This is a genomic window from Paenibacillus sp. NPDC093718 (assembly GCF_050279985.1).
Classification (GTDB): domain Bacteria; phylum Bacillota; class Bacilli; order Paenibacillales; family Paenibacillaceae; genus Paenibacillus_AQ.
The window spans coordinates 121190-138528 of record NZ_JBNNUS010000001.1 but is presented as its reverse complement, the minus strand read 5'-3'; the positions used below and the strand labels follow the sequence as shown (position 1 = coordinate 138528).

19 protein-coding genes are annotated in these 17339 nt (G+C 48.7%); 13 read left to right on the top strand and 6 right to left on the bottom strand.

From position 1 onward, the window contains the following. Positions 1 to 226: 226 nt before the first annotated feature. Positions 227 to 1270: a hypothetical protein gene (locus ACQKPA_RS00685; protein WP_427488550.1), complete on the bottom strand. Its 1044-nt coding sequence runs from the start codon at positions 1268 to 1270 to the stop codon at positions 227 to 229. Positions 1271 to 1493: 223 nt separating this feature from the next. Here ACQKPA_RS00685 and ACQKPA_RS00680 point away from each other — a divergent pair, with 223 nt between their 5' ends. The 3 genes from ACQKPA_RS00680 to ACQKPA_RS00670 all read left to right on the top strand — a co-directional run bounded on the left by ACQKPA_RS00680 (position 1494) and on the right by ACQKPA_RS00670 (position 2753). Continuing rightward, the gene (locus ACQKPA_RS00680; protein WP_427488548.1) at positions 1494 to 1697 is read left to right on the top strand and encodes a hypothetical protein; all 204 of its coding nucleotides are present in this window, start codon (positions 1494 to 1496) and stop codon (positions 1695 to 1697) included. 28 nt (positions 1698 to 1725) lie between these two features. After that, complete coding sequence (locus ACQKPA_RS00675; RefSeq protein WP_071220365.1) at positions 1726 to 2001, top strand: hypothetical protein; 276 nt, start codon at positions 1726 to 1728, stop codon at positions 1999 to 2001. Positions 2002 to 2126: 125 nt separating this feature from the next. Next, a complete protein-coding gene (locus ACQKPA_RS00670; protein ID WP_427488546.1) occupies positions 2127 to 2753 on the top strand; it encodes a DedA family protein in 627 nt (208 codons plus the stop codon). A 17-nt stretch (positions 2754 to 2770) separates the two neighbouring features. On the opposite strand, the gene ACQKPA_RS00665 is transcribed toward ACQKPA_RS00670, so the two are convergent. Then, positions 2771 to 2980 (bottom strand): hypothetical protein, encoded by a 210-nt coding sequence (locus ACQKPA_RS00665; RefSeq protein ID WP_427488544.1) that lies wholly within the window; start codon positions 2978 to 2980, stop codon positions 2771 to 2773. A 241-nt stretch (positions 2981 to 3221) separates the two neighbouring features. Here ACQKPA_RS00665 and ACQKPA_RS00660 point away from each other — a divergent pair, with 241 nt between their 5' ends. Genes ACQKPA_RS00660 through mnhG form a run of 6 tightly spaced genes read left to right on the top strand, consistent with a single transcriptional unit; the run spans position 3222 to position 9048 of the window. Next, entirely contained in the window at positions 3222 to 6080 is a 2859-nt protein-coding gene (locus ACQKPA_RS00660; protein WP_427488542.1) for a Na+/H+ antiporter subunit A, read from the top strand. Between the two features lie 2 nt (positions 6081 to 6082). Then, on the top strand, positions 6083 to 6421 hold the full coding sequence (locus tag ACQKPA_RS00655; protein ID WP_071220369.1) for a Na(+)/H(+) antiporter subunit C: 339 nt from the start codon (positions 6083 to 6085) through the stop codon (positions 6419 to 6421). Continuing rightward, positions 6414 to 7895, top strand: coding sequence for a Na+/H+ antiporter subunit D (locus ACQKPA_RS00650; protein ID WP_427490207.1), 1482 nt, complete (start codon positions 6414 to 6416; stop codon positions 7893 to 7895). Before ACQKPA_RS00655 ends, ACQKPA_RS00650 begins: the two co-directional genes overlap by 8 nt. A gap of 4 nt (positions 7896 to 7899) precedes the next feature. Next, positions 7900 to 8379, top strand: a complete 480-nt coding sequence (locus ACQKPA_RS00645; protein ID WP_427488540.1) for a Na+/H+ antiporter subunit E — start codon at positions 7900 to 7902, stop codon at positions 8377 to 8379. Next, positions 8376 to 8669, top strand: a complete 294-nt coding sequence (locus ACQKPA_RS00640; protein ID WP_427488538.1) for a Na(+)/H(+) antiporter subunit F1 — start codon at positions 8376 to 8378, stop codon at positions 8667 to 8669. Before ACQKPA_RS00645 ends, ACQKPA_RS00640 begins: the two co-directional genes overlap by 4 nt. After that, complete coding sequence (gene mnhG, locus ACQKPA_RS00635; RefSeq protein ID WP_427490205.1) at positions 8653 to 9048, top strand: monovalent cation/H(+) antiporter subunit G; 396 nt, start codon at positions 8653 to 8655, stop codon at positions 9046 to 9048. The genes ACQKPA_RS00640 and mnhG overlap by 17 nt, the downstream gene beginning before the upstream one ends. 388 nt (positions 9049 to 9436) lie before the next feature. On the opposite strand, the gene ACQKPA_RS00630 is transcribed toward mnhG, so the two are convergent. Together ACQKPA_RS00630 and ACQKPA_RS00625 are read right to left on the bottom strand one after the other, a co-directional pair. Continuing rightward, a complete protein-coding gene (locus tag ACQKPA_RS00630; RefSeq protein WP_427488536.1) occupies positions 9437 to 10090 on the bottom strand; it encodes a TVP38/TMEM64 family protein in 654 nt (217 codons plus the stop codon). Positions 10091 to 10271: 181 nt separating this feature from the next. Continuing rightward, the gene (locus tag ACQKPA_RS00625; RefSeq protein WP_427488534.1) at positions 10272 to 11108 is read right to left on the bottom strand and encodes a CPBP family intramembrane glutamic endopeptidase; all 837 of its coding nucleotides are present in this window, start codon (positions 11106 to 11108) and stop codon (positions 10272 to 10274) included. Between the two features lie 340 nt (positions 11109 to 11448). Between ACQKPA_RS00625 and ACQKPA_RS00620 the strand changes: the two genes are divergently transcribed. Next, positions 11449 to 12057, top strand: coding sequence for a TetR/AcrR family transcriptional regulator (locus tag ACQKPA_RS00620; RefSeq protein ID WP_427488532.1), 609 nt, complete (start codon positions 11449 to 11451; stop codon positions 12055 to 12057). Positions 12058 to 12166: 109 nt separating this feature from the next. Continuing rightward, positions 12167 to 13033 carry a YitT family protein gene (locus ACQKPA_RS00615; protein WP_326094496.1) on the top strand — a complete coding sequence of 289 codons (867 nt, stop codon included), beginning with the start codon at positions 12167 to 12169 and terminating at the stop codon, positions 13031 to 13033. A gap of 175 nt (positions 13034 to 13208) precedes the next feature. Here the strand turns inward: ACQKPA_RS00615 and ACQKPA_RS00610 are convergent, their stop codons facing one another. Then, positions 13209 to 13421, bottom strand: a complete 213-nt coding sequence (locus ACQKPA_RS00610; protein ID WP_071220380.1) for a hypothetical protein — start codon at positions 13419 to 13421, stop codon at positions 13209 to 13211. Between the two features lie 52 nt (positions 13422 to 13473). After that, the gene (locus tag ACQKPA_RS00605; protein WP_427488529.1) at positions 13474 to 14043 is read right to left on the bottom strand and encodes a thymidine kinase; all 570 of its coding nucleotides are present in this window, start codon (positions 14041 to 14043) and stop codon (positions 13474 to 13476) included. 338 nt (positions 14044 to 14381) lie between these two features. Between ACQKPA_RS00605 and ACQKPA_RS00600 the strand changes: the two genes are divergently transcribed. Together ACQKPA_RS00600 and ACQKPA_RS00595 are read left to right on the top strand one after the other, a co-directional pair. After that, positions 14382 to 16130 (top strand): RNA polymerase sigma factor, encoded by a 1749-nt coding sequence (locus tag ACQKPA_RS00600; RefSeq protein WP_427488527.1) that lies wholly within the window; start codon positions 14382 to 14384, stop codon positions 16128 to 16130. A 158-nt stretch (positions 16131 to 16288) separates the two neighbouring features. Next, a complete protein-coding gene (locus ACQKPA_RS00595) occupies positions 16289 to 17191 on the top strand; it encodes an EamA family transporter (protein ID WP_427488525.1) in 903 nt (300 codons plus the stop codon). Positions 17192 to 17339: the final 148 nt, after the last annotated feature.

Here is a 17339-nt window from a genome sequence, read left to right as displayed (position 1 = left end):
CGGGAAGGTGGTAGGTATCGAGAACAGCCTATATGCACATTTAAAGCAGGGATCAGTGTGCGTGAAGGAATATTAACTGGCTTGGCGATATCAAGTTAAGACGAGGCCATGTTGTATATAGCGGGGTTTGAGCGCCGGATAAAACAAAAAGCATGGGCCTGAATTCTCAGGTACATGCTTTTTGTTCGATTCATTAATAAGCAGGCGTTCTTGTTCATTTTGTAACTTAGCTGCTGCAGCCGCCGCCACAGCCACTCCCGCAAGAGGATCCGCTGCTGCAGGATGAGCCGCTGCTGCAAGAGGATCCAGATCCGTCGCCTGAGGATCCATCACCCGAATCGGATCCGCCGGACCCGCATGCCGAGGCGTAGGTGCATGAGGAGCTGCTGTTATTTTTATGAAGCTCGCGCTCATCAGGGATCATGTGGTCACCAAATTGTTCCGGTGCGTTCCAGGCAAAATAGACGGCCGCTGCCAGGAGCACATCGCTATTTTGGAAATTGACCGACTTATCTTGACGCGCCGGCTTCTCTTGGGCGGTTCGAACCCGATCCTGCAGATCCTGGATGATCGCATCAATCGCCGTACGTGCTGCAGGAATCTTCTCATAGGTCCAGGCATTAAAGCGCTTCTGTCCATGATTCACGGTGAAGTGGCGGGAAGTGCAGGCCTCCAGTTCTTCGCGTGGCAGCGGGACGCGGAAGAAAGCTCCCCATAGCTTCGCGCTGTATTCATGCCAGCCGAATAATTGTACATATACCGTATCAAACCACGCACGTTCATTCGGAATAGGCACATGCTCGCTTCCGGTGTTTGGAGCGTGGTGAAGCATTTTGCCAAGAAAGCGTTCCGAGAATTGTTGGTATTCGTATGTATACATCAGCATTTCATGCCATATTTCATCCACGTCTTTGCTGAACATCGGGACACGATCCAGCACGGCGCACATGATAAAGAACCGTTTAAGCTCCTGCCATCTCCATTCATACTCCTGTTCGGACAGATTCGGATGCTCACTCATTACTCGTTGCTTCAGCATGTTCTGATAGGTGTAGGGCAGCGCAGCCTCAAGTCTTCCGACAAGCTCACTCGCCGGGCTTCCTGCCTTGACGATCGGCGGCAGCTCGGGTATTTTCCTGCGTCGGAGCTTATTGCCTTTAGGGAGCTGCTGACTGCTGTGTTTGCGTAACGAGCGTTTCACGAAATAAGAAATAATCCATACATCCACCGCAACAAATAAAATAATCAGTATCCAGGTTGTTGAGTTCATTACATGTTCCTCCTGTCTTTTTAGTGTTCGGAGGTCGGCTTATTATTTCACTCCTGAGTAAATTATGGCAAATGTGATGCGTGTTGGCAATTGAAATTGGAGAAGATCATAACTTGAATTTAGGGGCTTCTTTATGATACATTCCGTGTGTGTCAAGCGAGTGTTTGATCATGGAGCCATGATCTCGATGGATGGCAATTACGTTTACTTTAGGAGCATACATATGTTAACAGGTTGGAAACTATCCGTATTAGGTATTCTTGTTGTAGGCATTACCGGCATCGTTGCGTCTATTACCGGTCTGATCGAGCCCGGTCGGGCGATAGCGCTTTTCGTTGCATTCGTACTATTTATTGGGGCGCTGGAGCTGCTGGAACGAATCAAGAGCCGCAGAAAGAAGAAGGGGGAAGTGCGATCTTCCAAATAAAAATGCAAAGGCAGCAAGGAGGGAGCTTGTGAATTGGGTAGCCGTACAGCCGTACTACAAAATCAACCGAGTGGTGGATGGTATCGAACAACGGACGGAAGAGCAGGGGCGGGAGATGTTCCTGTACGAGGATCGAATCGTAACGAAATACCGGGAGTTCCCGATCAAGCAGGTCTTTGATCTGTCGTACCGGCCTATGGGAGACGGCGGTGGTTTCTTATACTTGCATACCCAGCAAGGAGTGTATTCGTACACGGTGAAGGATGATCCGGGTTCTTTCATATCGGCATTTAAAAATCTCTAATGGCATGATCCATAAATAAAACTGGTCTCAGGTCCAGTTCATATCCTCGCCTACAGCACGTTTGCGAAAGCCACGTTGTCATATAAGCTGATACTATATTCTAGGGACGGATTAGGGGGACAGGAGTGGATACGCTTTTAGATTTTATTGAACAGATCGGGCACTACGCATTATTCCTCGTATTGTGCCTTGGATTGGTCGGTCTTCCTGTGCCTAATGAAGTTGTGGCAATGACAGGCGGAGCGTTAGCGGCATCCGAGATTTTAACGCCGGTTCCGTCTTTTATCATGACGTTTCTTGGCGTGTGTTCGGGATCGACGGTAGGTTACATGCTTAGCCGCTTTACCGCGAGCAAGCTGTTAAACCGCGCCCAGGAAAAGTCAAAGATCCGCCAGTTTCTCGATGTATCCGAACGGCTGACCCGTCAATATGGCAATTACGCCATATGCATAAGCGCTTTTTTGCCCATCCTGCGCAACGTTACTCCCTATGCGGTTGGCATGAAGGGGATGCCGTATCGCAGATTTGCGGTGTATTCTTATTCCGCGTCCTTTGTATGGACCATCGGTTATTTCTCTTTGGGCATGTTTGTCGGAGATCAGGTCGTCGATCATATTGGAGCCCTGATTGACCGGTATGGATATTATGCGGCGGGAATTGTCGCGGTGCTGGCTATCATTCTGATCATTTCATGGGTGATTCGAAGAAATAAACGAAGCAAGGAGAATAATGAAATTCAGATTCACGGATAAATGCCGCATCCCGTGAATTAGGGTTCATCCGGTAGGGGGTCGGGTGACGTTCGAATGATTTTTACGTATTCTCGGGGTAAGAACCATGGGGTTTCTTGAATTTGATAAACTCTGGTTGACTTGTTGTCCTGTTGATAGCCGGGATGTGTACGAATATTCGTTAAGATGGCGGCTGCCAAAATCGCGAGAAAGATGAAAGCGCAAACAGCCGCTTTTTTGATCATCATGGGAACCACTCCTTTACATACAGTGATTTCCCAATAGACCTCTTTTCATTCCAAGATACCTTTGACAAAGCTTTGATCTCAAGATATACTGATTTTCAGTGTGATTCGAAAAAATACCATATGGTTTTACCTGGAGGAGCCTGCCATCAACGGGCTCTTTTTGTGTTTTTTTGGACTTATACCTAAATAATGGGGAAATACTACTAATGAAGGAAAAATCGGACTATAGGAGGAGTAGACTTTGTCTTTGCTGCACATCGCCGTAATGGCACCTTTTATTGTAGCGCTTGTGGTTATGTTGACCTACAAGCTCATTGGCCGTGTCCACACCGGATGGGTCATTTTGCCGGTACCGGTTGTCCTGTTCGCCTATTTTTTAGGACTTATCCCAACCATTCAGGGAGGTGAACAGCTTCAAGCGGTCCTGGAATGGATTCCGAGCGTGGGAATAAACTTTACCGTTTATTTGGATGGATTAAGTTTGATTTTTGCACTATTAATATCTGGTATTGGTTCACTCGTCGTACTGTACTCCATCTTCTATATGGATAAGAGCAAGGAAGCCGTCCATAAATTCTACATTTATCTGCTTCTGTTCATGGGCGCCATGCTTGGTGTCGTGCTCTCCGATAACCTGATGGTGCTGTACGGTTTTTGGGAACTGACAAGTATCTCGTCTTTCCTGCTGATTGCATTCTGGCATCATCGCGACCGCTCCAGATACGGAGCTTTGAAATCCATGCTGATCACCGTATTCGGCGGACTTGCCATGTTTGCAGGGTTTATTCTCCTTTATGTCATGACTGGCACCTTTAGCGTGCGGGAGATTGTAGCTAATGTGGGGAGCATTTCGGGAGACGCGCTGTTTATTCCGGCCATGATTCTGATCCTGCTGGGAGCATTCACCAAATCCGCTCAGTTCCCGTTCCACATCTGGCTGCCGGATGCGATGGAAGCACCGACTCCGGTTAGTGCTTATCTTCACTCCGCTACGATGGTTAAGGCCGGAATCTATCTGGTTGCCCGTTTTAGTCCGGTGTTTGCCGGTCAAGCTTCCTGGTTCTGGATCGTTGCGATTACGGGCTTGACCACGCTGATCTATGCTTCGATCCGTGCGATCAAGCAAACAGATCTGAAGGCACTGCTCGCGTTCTCCACGATCAGCCAATTGGGGTTGATCATGAGCTTGCTCGGTCTTGGCTCTGCAGCGGCTTATTATGGAGGCGGCGTGGACACGCTGCTCTATACAAAAGCAACGACAGCGGCCATCTTTCATCTGATGAATCATGCGATATTTAAGGGCGCTTTGTTTATGGTCGTCGGCATCGTTGATCATGAGACGGGCACCCGCGATCTGCGCAAACTCGGAGGTTTAATGTCGCTCATGCCGATCACGTTCACCGTGGCCGTCATAGGCGCATTTTCCATGGCCGGTCTGCCTCCGTTTAACGGATTCCTGAGTAAAGAAATGTTCTTTACGGCGGTCCTTCAAGCGTCTCAGATGAATTTCTGGAATGCCGAGACCTGGGGTGTGCTGATCCCGGTCGTTGCCTGGATCGCCAGCGTGTTTACGTTCCTTTACAGCATGATCCTGGTTTTCAAAACCTTCACCGGACGCTACCAGCCTGAGAAGCTGGAGAAGAAGCCGCACGAAGCACCGCTGGGGATGCTGATTCCCCCGGTTATTCTGGCATCGCTGGCCATCGTGTTCGGTCTGTTTCCGAACCTGCTGTCTCATGCACTCATTGAACCGGCAATGGCCGCCATTCATCCGGGTCTGCTCGCGTCAGAGGATCGTTTCCACGTGCATATCGAGATGTGGCACGGCTGGACAACGGAAATTTTTATGACCATCGGAATCATTGTTCTCGGTACTGTTCTGTATAAACTTCACAGCAGAGTGCGCATCTTGAACACAACGCTTTTCAAGCGATTTACATTGAACAATCTGTATGACGGGGGATTGCGCGTTCTCGAAAGAGGCGGCAAATCCCTAACCTCAACCTACATGACAGGTTCGCTGCGTCACTATGTGATCTATATCTTTGTATTTTTCATAGCCGTTCTTGGCGGAGGACTGCTACTGGTTGATCATATCGGATTCGATATGACGGAGTACGCACCGATGTCCTTCTATGAGGCCGTTGCCATACTCGGTCTGGTCATCCCGGTCATTGTGCTCCCGTTCGTACGGACACGATTGATGGCGATTATATTAACCGGGGCCGCGGGTTATATGGTGACCTTGTTCTTCGTCCTGTTCCGAGCTCCGGATTTGGCGTTGACCCAGATGGTTGTCGAGACGGTTTCCGTCATGCTGTTCCTGCTCTGTTTCTATCATCTGCCGAAGCTGAAGCGGGAGAAGGTGCCGATGAGCCTGAAGTGGAAAAATCTGCTCATCTCGGTCGGCGTCGGTGCTGTTGTAACCTTGATCGCGCTGGCCGCAAGCAGCGGCAGATCCTTCGACTCCATTGCGGATTACTTCATTAAAGAGAGCTACCACTTGGCAGGCGGTAAGAATATCGTCAACGTCATATTGGTGGACTTCCGCGGATTTGATACCTTGCTGGAAATTATGGTTCTCGGCATTGCGTCCCTCGGAATCTATGCTTTGATAAAAGTTGATTTGGGTGAAGGGATTATAGGTGAAGGGGATCGTTATGAAGGCGCGTATCTGCCCAACAGCAATGATGTTATTCTGCGAACCATCTCCAAGGTGGTCGTCTTTATCGTCGTAACGTTCTCATGGTTCCTGTTCAACTCGGGACATCATGAACCGGGCGGAGGATTTATCGGGGGGCTGATGACTTCAGCCGCACTGGTTCTGTTATCGATGGCTTTCGGCATGGACATGACCCGGAAAATCGTGCCCTTCGAATTCCGAAAGGTTACGGCTGCAGGACTTGCCATTGCACTGCTTACAGGGATCGGCTCCTTTGCCTTTGACACACCGTTCTTAAGTCATTCCTTCGATTACTTCACCCTGCCGTTGCTCGGGAAAACCGAGCTGGCTACTGCGGTTCTTTTCGACCTCGGCGTCTATTTAGCCGTCGTCGGTGTGACGATGACCATCATCAATTCGATTGGGAGGGATAACTGACCATGGAACTATATATGTCGCTAGCCATTGGAATTATATTCGCGGTTGGTATTTACCAGATCCTATCCAAAAGCTTGCTGCGGATCATTCTAGGCACTTCACTGCTAACCCATGGCGTCCATCTGCTGCTGCTCACCATGTCGCGGCTGAAGACCGGTGCTGCTCCGCTGCTTGGCGAGAAGGCTTCATCCTATGTTGACCCCGTTCCGCAGGCGTTGATTCTCACATCCATTGTCATCAGCTTTGGGGTTACATCGTTCTTCTTTGTTCTGGCTTATAAGGCGTATCAACGCTTGGGGACGGATAACATGGAGGAGCTAAGGGGGATGGATGATGAATAATGTAATTGTTCTGCCCCTTCTTATTCCGCTGGTTACCGCGGTTATTCTTATTTTCTGCTCCAAGTTCATCCGCGCGCAGCGCTGGATCAGTGTGGTCAGTGTCATACTAAACCTGCTTGTGGCGTTGTTCATTGTGAATCAGGTAAACAGCGAAGGCATTCAGACGCTTCACATGGGCGGATGGATGCCGCCGTACGGAATTGTGTTTGTAGCCGATATGCTCGCGGCACTTCTGGTGCTCACGACGTTGATTGTGGCGGCTGCCTGTCTGTTCTATTCCTTTCGGAGCATCGGGGAAGAGAGAGAGAAGCATTACTTTTATGCCTTTTTTCAATTTTTGCTAGCTGGTGTGATCGGATCATTCCTGACAGGAGATTTGTTTAACCTGTTTGTCTGTTTTGAGGTCATGCTGATCGCTTCCTATGCGCTGATCGTGCTGGGCGGCACCAAGCGTCAGCTGAGAGAAACCTTAAAGTACATGCTGATTAATATTATTTCATCCACCTTGTTTGTTGCAGCCGTTGCTTATTTGTACGGGACGGTAGGGACATTGAATATGGCACATCTGTCCCTGCGGGTGGCAGAAGTACAGCAGGATGGAATATTATCGGTCATCGGCCTGTTGTTCCTGATTGTATTTGCCTTGAAGGCGGGCTTGTTCCTGTTCTTCTGGCTGCCCGGTTCCTACAGTGCACCTCCGGCGGCCGTTACGGCCCTATTCGGCGCACTGCTTACGAAGGTTGGGTTATATGCGATTATCCGTACCTTTACGCTGATCTTCCATCACGATACCGGCGGCATCCACGCCGTCATCGGCTGGATGGCCGCGGCCACGATGATTCTGGGTAGTTTGGGCGCGGTTGCGTACAAGGATCTTGGACGAATCCTGAATTATAACATTATTATCAGCGTCGGCTTTATCGCCTTCGGGATAGCGTCGGCTTCTTCCGACTCCTTGAACGGGGCAGTATTCTACTTGATGCATGACATGATTGCCAAGGCGCTGCTCTTTATTCTGGGCGGTATCATCATGGCCAGTGCAGGGGCGAACAAGCTGAGCGAAATGGGCGGGCTGATGAAGCGCCATCCCTTGGTGGGATGGATGTTCTTTATCGTTGCACTTGCTCTGGTCGGCATCCCGCCCCTAAGCGGTTTTCTTGGCAAAGTCCTAATCGTTCGGGGCGGATTGAGCGAGGGTCATTATGTGCTAACGGGACTGGCACTGGCATCAAGCTTGGCGGTATTGTATTCCTTGATCAAAGTATTTATGGGGGCATTCTGGGGCGAATCACCTGGACTACCAGAATCGAAACCGGTTAGAATCCACAAGACAGCTTATGCTGCAGCGATTGGGCTAACGGTTATGGTGTTTGTCCTTGGGGTGGGTTCGGAGTGGATTTATTCCTATACCTCTCAAGCAGGCGCCGTATTATCCGATCCATCACTATATATTAATGCTGTACTAAAGGAGTAGTGGTATGGGCCATCAAATCCTGTTAAATATCATCATTGCCGTTGTCTGGATGTTCCTGAACAATAACTGGTCCCCCCAGCAATTGATAGTCGGCTATCTGATTGGTATCTTGCTGATTTATCTGTTGCGACGCTTCTGGCCGCACGATTTCTATTTGCGCAAGCTGTGGTCCATCATTCTGCTGCTGCTATTGTTCCTAAGGGAACTGTTAAAATCAAGTTTCACCGTAATCGGACAGATCCTAAGACCGAAGCTGAATGTTCGTCCCGGCATCTTCGCCTATTCCACCGAACTGAAATCCGACTGGGAGATTACGGTGTTATCGTGCCTGATCTGCTTGACGCCAGGAACGCTTACCCTGGAAGTGTCTCGCGATAGTCAGACGCTGTATATTCATGCGATGGATATTGAAGATGTCGAGGAGTTGTCGAATCAGATCCGCGGCACCTTCGAACGCGCGATCAAGGAGGTGACACGCACATGATCGATGGCATCCTGATTGCTTCTTTGGTGATTTTGTCGCTTGCTATACTGGGCTGCTTATACCGATTAATCAAGGGACCTTCCATGAACGACCGGATCATGTCGCTGGATACGATCGGAATTGTACTGTTATCCATGATCGCTGTCTTGTGCATGCTGTTCCGGACAACCGTCTATTTCGATATCATTCTGCTGATTGGGATTCTTACGTTTATCGGAACGACTGCGCTTGCCAGATATATCGAGAGGGGTGATGTCATTGAACGCACAAACGATGAGTCAGATCGGTGAGTTTCTGATCGCGCTGATGGTGCTGCTCGGAGCTTTGCTGGGTGCATTGAGTGCATTTGGCCTTATTCGTCTGCCGGATGTTTACATGAGGTCCCATGCAGCTACTAAAAGTGCTACGCTGGGCGTCCTCTTGATCCTTGCAGGCGCATTTCTGTATTTCACCTTCTATCTGGAGCATGTCAGTGCCAAACTGCTGCTGGGCATCGTGTTCGTATTCATTACGGGGCCGGTAGCGGGTCACTTGAACGGGAGGGCGGCGTATCGATCAGGCGTGTCCATGTGGGAGAACAGCGTTCACGATGACCTTAAGCCTGAACTGAAGCGCGAGCGTGAGCGGATGCGCGCTTCCCGGAATCGGGAGCATTCCGAGGAAGGATAACCGTGAACAGGGAGTTCCAGACTGACATATAGAGGAATGACAAGCGGGGCTTTCCATGTACTTGGGAAGCCCATTTTCTTTTTTCATGCATGGCTCGCGGGTGTCAGCTTACTGTGGTAGAATTACTCAACACGAGTTCGCAAAACGCTTGGACATGAACGCTAGACATAGCGGATCCAGAACAGGAGAATAGGTACAGATGAAGTTGGATAAAGCTCAAATAAAATGAAAGAGCTATCTTCCTTTCTTGGATATGTTTATGTGGAAGGAAAGACCGAGTTCAAGGAAGGCAGCATGGTATACATCGCGGTATTCGAACATTTCCGGTATAATTATTAACAAAACCCGCCTATCCCTGAAGACGGGACTGGCGGGTCTTGTTATCAATTTAACGCTTCGTCTTTTTGCCGCTGATCACGACACTTCCCGGCTGATCTTCATGATGATAACGGTTTTCCATCTTTTTTCCAGCCAGCCACAGCAGCCAGAGAACGACGGCCGCGATAAGAATGCGCCAAGGCTGCTGGATAAAGGCTTGCCAGTCATGTCCAATGAATGCCACCATAAAGATCATCACGGATTTACCTGCCATAACGGCTATCGTGAACGTCGTTGCCGATATCGTGCTGATGCCGGATGCGATATTGATCAGTGAGGAAGGCGTGAAGGGGAAGCAGTACAGGATGAAGATCGGCGTAAAGCCCTTTTCTTCAATCCAATGGAAGAAGCGTTGGGATCCCGGCATTCTTTTTTGGATAAGCAATCCAAGCTTGCCTCCCAACTTACGAACAATCCAGAATACCGTAACGGATCCAAGGCAAACGCCGATCCACGACAGCAAGAATCCCCACCATAATCCATAGGCCGCGGAGTTCCCCATCACCAGCACGATAAGGGGCAGAAAGGGAAGGAACGCCTCTATAAATGGAAGCAAAATACCCGGGATGGGACCCAGCTGCGAGTACTGCTGAAGCCATTCCTGCACTTGATCCATGTCAATTTCTTTCATATGGGTCCATACATTCTGAAGCCATTCCAACATGATGAATAAATCCTCTCCCATGCCTAGGTAAAATTATGTATTTTCCGGTCGATCGCGGATGGAATATATTATAGCATAACAGAAACCAATATTATAAATCGCAAGTATGATGGGTGAATACAAGTAAAGCACAAACTCCCCGAAAACAGTGGTGAGTTTGTGCTTTAACCGTTAACTGCTGTTATACAGAATGGGGGGGCAGCGCAGCTCCCTTGCTTTCAGATTTCGAATCAGAGGGGAGATCCGGCTCGATCCCATTCCAATCGATTCGATTCTTGCTCCGCAGGGACCACACGACCAAGAGAATGATTCCGATGATGACCGAACCGATCGTTACCATATAATTGCCCCAGACCGAAAGGTATTCGATCTCGATGAATGCATAACTCGAAGGCACCACGACATATCGCACCATCTCCAGCCAAGCAAGGTGAAAGCCGATGCTCATCCATAGATTGTTGGATACGATGCGGCATAGCTGCAAAACCGTACCGAACGCGATTAAATTAACGATATACTCCACCGTAATCAGGTCCCATGTACCTATTCCTATCGCTACCATGAATCCCGTGACGGCAATAGGTGCTAGTACGAATAACACGACCTGAAGGATCAAAGCAAGCCAGCGCGGAAAACGGGTGTTTAAGTTCCGGTATACATAACCGCGGAAGGTGATTTCTTCTGGAAAGGCTTCATAAAAAAATGCGATGGGAACGTTGATTAGGATAACGAGCATCGTAACTACAGGGAAGTGGAATGCCACGATCTGGATCCATCCGGCGGCGCTGCCGATCAGCAAGGCTGCTGCCGTGACCAGGGCAAGGAAGCCGATGCCGAGAAGGAAATAACGAAAACCGGAAGGAGGAGAACTAAGACCAAGTCCGCTCCAGGGACGCTGGTCGACATAACGTCTAAGCAGATAAATCAGCGGTACGGATACGCTTGTTGTTACGACCGCAAGGAGGATTTGCAGCCCGAGTGTGGGGATCCCGTAGGAACCCGCTACCGTGGCTATCACAACCGCTAGTCCAAGCCCTGTAACAAAAGCCAGCCACCCAAGGACTACACGCCAGAACAGGTGTAAACGGCCCTCCCGATCACGGAATGCCCGAGAGACACCGTGCCTAGCCTTCGATTCAGTTAATGTGCGAATGACGAACTCGCTCCTCTCCTAAGAACACGCTGCCCGTGTTCCCTATTCTTTTTGACATTAATATATATAGTATTGTTTCTACCAAGGTGTTCCATAGAGAGAACCTATTTTTACGAAGGTAGGCAGTAAAGAAGCAAACTAAAGATGCTGAAATGTTGTTTATAGTACGTTGTATTAAAAAAAACCGGAAGTGTATAATGGGATTATGCCGAAAATCGTAGATCATGATAAACAAAGACAACGGGTCGCTGAGGCTGCCCTGCGGGTGATTCAGAGGGGTGGACTCGAAAAAGCGACGGTACGCAATATCGCGGAAGAGGCGGGTTTATCCGTAGGTTCGCTGAGACACTATTTTACCAGCCAGGCTGAGCTATTGGCTTTCTGTATGAACCTGATTATCGAGAGGATTGAAGAACGCTTTTCTACTCTGTCCTTGAAGGGACCCGTGTTTGAGGATGTAAAGCAAGTGTTGATGCAATTTCTGCCGATGGATGAGGATAGGACGATGGAAATGGAGGTGTGGATGTCGTTTGTTGCCAAAGCGCTCGTCTATCCCGAGTTAAGAATAATGACCGATCATATGTATGATGGCTTAATTAAGGCGTGCCATTATGTGGTGGATACCTTGGTTGCCCATAAGCTGGCTAAACCGGAGCTGGATCTTGAATATGAAAAGGAGCGAATATACGCATTGGTGGATGGATTAGCGATTCATCATATCATGAGGCCGCAGCAACTCGCCAAAGAAAAGATCGAGAGGATTATCGATCAGCATCTGCGTTCCTTATGTTTGGACGACAAGACAATGGCCTAAAAGACCCATGTCACTTTGCGTGTCAACATTGACATGTCATTCCTTTTTTTAATACAATGGTTCTTCGACAGGCACTTCGTGTGAAAAAAGATACAAAAAGGAGAATGGCATGGTCAAAAAACACAAAAATCTGACAGTCGGCGAAATTCTGAAACGGTTCATCTTTATTACCATCGGTGCAGTTCTGATGGCCGTGGCGCTTGAGATATTCCTGGTGCCCAACGAAATTATCGACGGGGGTATTACCGGTATTTCCATCGTATTATCATCGATTACGCCCATCAAACTGGGTGTGTTCCTCTTCATTATCAACTTGCCGTTTCTGTTCATCGGTTATAAGCAGATCGGCAAAACGTTCGCATTTTCCACATTGTACGGGATCGTGGTATTGTCGGTGGCGACAACCTTCCTGCATCATGTAGACCCGTTTACGAACGAGAAAATTTTGGCGGTGCTGTTTGGCGGCTTGATCCTGGGTCTTGGGGTAGGTCTTGTCATCCGCTACGGCGGAGCTCTTGATGGTACGGAGATCGTTGCTATCCTGCTGTCCAAAAAGCTGCGCATGCCGGTCGGGCAGATCATCATGATTATCAACGTGTTTATTTTCATTACGGCAGGGTTTGTATTCGGTGCAGATTCGGCCATGTATTCGATTTTTTCATACTACATAGCGGCGAAAGTGATGGATATTGTGGTAGAGGGCTTGGACGAGTCCAAATCCGTTACGATAATATCCAATGAATATGAAGAAATCTCAAGTGCCATCATGCAGCGTCTGGGTCGCAGCACGACGATGATCTATGCCAAGGGCGGATATTCGAAAGAGGATACGCAGATGATTTATTGCGTCATCACCCGGCTGGAGATTGCGAAGCTGAAGACGGTTGTGCAGGAGATTGATAAGAACGCATTTATTTCGATTCAAAATGTCGCGGATGTGCTGGGTGGGAGCATGGCGAAGTCCGATATTCACTAGGTGCAAGCACACCTTATTGATGAAATAGGTTGATTAACGAACGGCGGTTTTTTGCAGATCTTGTTCTGCAGAAGGCCGCTGTTTTTTTATAGTGGGGAAAAAATCGGATTGCCTGAGTGTCTGATCGAAGCTCTATGAAAGCCGTCAATCTAAAAGCATTCAGGCAATCCATCTATCATTTTCGCACTTCAAAAAATTCGCATTCGTCCCGCTTATGATAGCCGAGCGAACTGACGCTGGATTGCGTAATGACGGTTTCGTCGGTGAAGCGGATGACGAGACTGCCGGAATCAATCAGATGATTATCCTTGAAGATGCGTATACGGATCTGCTGCTCCATAACTTCCTGAAAGTCCTGGTCGGTTAATAGCGGTCTGACTATCGGCATGGATCACCTACTCCTTACGATTGAATGGTAGATTGTTCGTAAAAACGTCCTATTATAAAGGAGGATTGGTATGACATTTGCGGCAAACAGGGAAGTAGGTATCATTCCCTCCGATCAGGATCTGCTCGCCGGCATACACGGGCTTACCGTCAATGACGCGAAGGTTCATGATCGCTTTGCGCTCGCAGAACCAGCAGATCGTCTTCATTTCCTCGATTTTATCGGCGTAAATCAGCATCCAGCGGCTGCCTTCAAACAGCTCGTTGCGAAAATCATTTTTTAGTCCGAAGCCCATGACAGGCACGTTAAGCTCATCTACGATCCGAACGAGCTGCAGGATGCTGTCCTTGGACAGGAACTGGCACTCGTCAACAAGAACGCAGTATGGCTTAGGCTGATGATCCTTCACGATCCCGTAGATGTCGGTCGTATCGGATATAGGTATGGCTTCGCGGCGCAGGCCGATTCGTGAGGATACATAACCAACGGCATCCCGGTCATCGATAGCGGACGTAAAGAGGAGCACCGGTTTGTTCTGTTCTTCGTAGTTATGGGCGACTTTCAATATCTCGATGGATTTACCACTGTTCATGGAGCCGTACTTGAAAAATAATTGAGCCATGCTTTCGTTCCCTTCCTATAAGTGCAATGTTGCTTCTTTGAGTGTCGTGGTGCAAAATTCGTTATTCTTACTATATAAGATATGACATGCAGAGTATATTGTCGCATTATTGGACGGCATTTGTCCATTGCCTGTAAGGACTATATTCTGACATATATAACTTAGGCGCGGAATGAAAAAAAGGACAGGACTACTCCGCGCAATATGGCGACGTTATCTTCGCATCATGGCACCAGGCTAATCAAAAAAAGGTATAATATTTTTTAATTACTTTGTCAGAAATGACGAACTTCTCTGGTCATATAAGTAGTCAACGATACGAAAGAGGGTTTGAGCAATTGGAAACGACAGCGGACAGAACGGTCCAGTGGGATGAGATGGAAGATCAGGAGTTGGTGAAATATGCCCAGGCAGGGGAGCGGGAAGCATTCGGGGAGCTTGTTCGGCGTCATCGGTCCAAGGTTTATGGCTATGCCAGAGCTATAACCCGGGAGTCCTACCTGGCAGAGGACGTTGTACAGGATGCATTGGTCCGGGCATTTTTGCACTTGGGCAAACTGGTCGATACCCGGCGTTTCCTGCCTTGGGTGCAGCGGATCGTACGGAATCAGGCCTATACCCGGCTTAAGGGAAGCTCCGCGATGAAAGAGCAGACATTCACCGAGCTTGAAGGCAGGGGAAGGTTTGATAGTGCCGGAAGTGCAGACCAGTGGAATAATCTGGACAGCATTCTGGGAAGGCTCCATCATTCTTCAGCCGAAGCGGCCGCAGGATTCAACGTGCCGGAGGAACGAATCGTCCAGCAAGAGACGCTGCGAGTTTTAACGGACATCATTCAACGCCTGAAGCCACGCGAACGGCTTATTTTCGAATCCCATTTTTTCGATCAGCTGTCCCCGCAAGAAATTGCTGACTTGTTTCAGCTCTCTTCGGCCAATGTGTATCAGATTATTTCGAGATCACGGAAGAAAGTGATCCAAGAAAAAATCCGTGTCACCGTTGACTCTTATATTAAGACGAGAAGGGACTTGGGAATTATGAATAAGAAGATTCTACAGTACGAAGGATCGTTGAAAGAAATCAAAACTTGGACAACCGCTGCGGATGCCACGTATAAAATGCTGCAATTTACGGATCGGAAGCTATCCCTGCCGATGGTTATGGGGCTTACAGGTCATGCATTCCGAATCAACATCATTCCGGATCAGGTTCACATTGCAGGTCCGACCGCGTATTTTTTTGGTGAAGTATTATCACGCGGTCTTCATAATATCGGCTTCCATTCCAAATGCATCGACGGCATGTCGGACGGTATCGGTACCAATGCCAATCTGCTGGATCCATCTGCCTTGGAGAAGAGTGCCATGGGCAAGCGCAGCATTCATCAGGAGCTGCCAAGGGCCCTTGATTTGATTCATAGCTCGCTGGACCGCGGATACCCTGTGCTGGCATGGGATATTTCCCTTCCTGAATTTGGTACGCTGTATGGCTATGACGATGAGACCAGAACCCTCTATGGGGAAGTATGCGGAAAAGCGGATACGCTCCCTTATGAGAATCTCGGAAGGAGTGTAATGGAAGAGCTGTTCGTTCTGGCCATTGAGGGATCGGTCGATTTAACGCTTCAGCAGCAGCTTCGACTTGCGCTTGAAACCGCCATCGAACAATATGAGGGGAAAGAAAGCGTGGTACCGACGGCGGTGAAGGGGATTGCTGCATATGATGCTTGGATCGAATCGCTGCAGGGGCGGAAGATTGAACCGAACGGCCATGCATACAACATCGAGGTATTAAGAGATGCCCGGTATTACGCTGCTGAGTTCTTCAAGGAACTGATAGCAGCATGGCCGGAGGCGAATACGGAAGGACCGGAACTCACGCAGCAGTTTAAAGAAGCCAGCGTGTTATATTCGGGAATGTGTGAGAAGTACTGTGCCCTGCAGCAGATGTTCCCATTTCCTGTAGGCGGAGAGCCTAATTTGGTGAATCAAGCAACTACGGCGATATCGCTGGTAGAGGATATTAAGGCTCTGGAGATCGAGGCTGTTGCTAAATTGAAAGAGATTTTTGCAAAGTTGTCTTCTTAAATACAAACTAACCCATTTGGTATTTACAATGTTGGGGTTTTGTCTTAAGATAAGACCATAATTCAATATCAAACAGATTCAACCCCACTTTTTACTGTTTTCTGGATTCCAAAACAGGTGAAAGTGGGGTTTTTTGTTGCGTAAGGGGGAGTTTCACGTTGTTGCATTTGTTGAAAAATTCATTCTTCGTATTTTTGGGAGCCTGCTGTTTCGGAATTCTGTCAACGGTTGTAAAGCTCGCTTACCAGGAAGGGTTCCTGTTTCAGGAGGTGATGATCAGCCAATTCGGGACAGGCTGGCTCATTCTGCTGTTGCTGATGCTGTTTTTTGGACGACAAAAGGTCACGGGCAAGCAATTCCTAAGGCTAGCTGGGGTGGGGTTATGTACATGTCTTACAGGCGTCACGTATTACCTTGCCCTTCAGAGCATTCCGGCATCGATCGCCGTCGTGCTTCTATTTCAATTCACCTGGATCGGCGTCATTATCGAAGCTATTGTGAAACGGCAATGGCCGGATAAACCCACCGTCATCTCCGTTATCATTCTATTCGTCGGGACGATTATGGCTGGGGGGATCATGGGTGCAGGCGAGATTCAATTGAATTGGAAAGGGACATTATTGGGACTGACCGCGGCTTTGATGATGGCTTTGTTTGTCTTCTTCAGCGGCCGGGTCGAGACGCAGATGTCACCCATTACCCGGAGCTTTTATATCTCAACGGGTGGTCTTATTCTGCTGACGATCCTGTTTACGCCAAAAGTGTACACGAAGATATCCCTGTTTGACAACGGCTTATGGCTGTTCGGCTTAATCTTAGGCGTATTCGGTGTTGTTCTTCCAGTATTGCTATTCGCACTGGGAGCACCTAAAATCAGCACGGGACTGGCAACCATCCTTGGTGCCGGAGAGCTGCCCGTTGCCGTTATCGCTTCGGTGCTGGTGCTGAGCGAGCAGGTGACTTCGTTGCAGTGGATCGGGGTTATCGTGATCCTGCTGGGCATTGCGTATCCGCAGATGGCGGCGCAGAAGCGGGGCGGTGTGCCAGCGGTACAGCAGTAGGTCGAACAACGATATCAAGCAGCACGATGCTGGCATAAGATAAAGGACGTTGCGACCTTCGGGTGCAGCGTCTTTTTGACGTTATAGCACTAAAGTTGCAGTTGCACCTCAATATCAACTACTATTTAAAGAGGGAACAGAACTTCTA

What these genes read in the sequence shown, in the direction of transcription:
- ACQKPA_RS00685 (WP_427488550.1), bottom strand. Translation starts at nt 1,270, where the DNA reads ATGAACTCAACAACCTGGATACTGATTATTTTATTTGTTGCGGTGGAT.
- ACQKPA_RS00680 (WP_427488548.1), top strand. Translation starts at nt 1,494, where the DNA reads ATGTTAACAGGTTGGAAACTATCCGTATTAGGTATTCTTGTTGTAGGC.
- ACQKPA_RS00665 (WP_427488544.1), bottom strand. Translation starts at nt 2,980, where the DNA reads ATGATGATCAAAAAAGCGGCTGTTTGCGCTTTCATCTTTCTCGCGATT.
- ACQKPA_RS00655 (WP_071220369.1), top strand. Translation starts at nt 6,083, where the DNA reads ATGGAACTATATATGTCGCTAGCCATTGGAATTATATTCGCGGTTGGT.
- ACQKPA_RS00650 (WP_427490207.1), top strand. Translation starts at nt 6,414, where the DNA reads ATGAATAATGTAATTGTTCTGCCCCTTCTTATTCCGCTGGTTACCGCG.
- ACQKPA_RS00645 (WP_427488540.1), top strand. Translation starts at nt 7,900, where the DNA reads ATGGGCCATCAAATCCTGTTAAATATCATCATTGCCGTTGTCTGGATG.
- ACQKPA_RS00640 (WP_427488538.1), top strand. Translation starts at nt 8,376, where the DNA reads ATGATCGATGGCATCCTGATTGCTTCTTTGGTGATTTTGTCGCTTGCT.
- mnhG (WP_427490205.1), top strand. Translation starts at nt 8,653, where the DNA reads ATGAGTCAGATCGGTGAGTTTCTGATCGCGCTGATGGTGCTGCTCGGA.
- ACQKPA_RS00630 (WP_427488536.1), bottom strand. Translation starts at nt 10,090, where the DNA reads ATGTTGGAATGGCTTCAGAATGTATGGACCCATATGAAAGAAATTGAC.
- ACQKPA_RS00620 (WP_427488532.1), top strand. Translation starts at nt 11,449, where the DNA reads ATGCCGAAAATCGTAGATCATGATAAACAAAGACAACGGGTCGCTGAG.
- ACQKPA_RS00615 (WP_326094496.1), top strand. Translation starts at nt 12,167, where the DNA reads ATGGTCAAAAAACACAAAAATCTGACAGTCGGCGAAATTCTGAAACGG.
- ACQKPA_RS00610 (WP_071220380.1), bottom strand. Translation starts at nt 13,421, where the DNA reads ATGCCGATAGTCAGACCGCTATTAACCGACCAGGACTTTCAGGAAGTT.
- ACQKPA_RS00605 (WP_427488529.1), bottom strand. Translation starts at nt 14,043, where the DNA reads ATGGCTCAATTATTTTTCAAGTACGGCTCCATGAACAGTGGTAAATCC.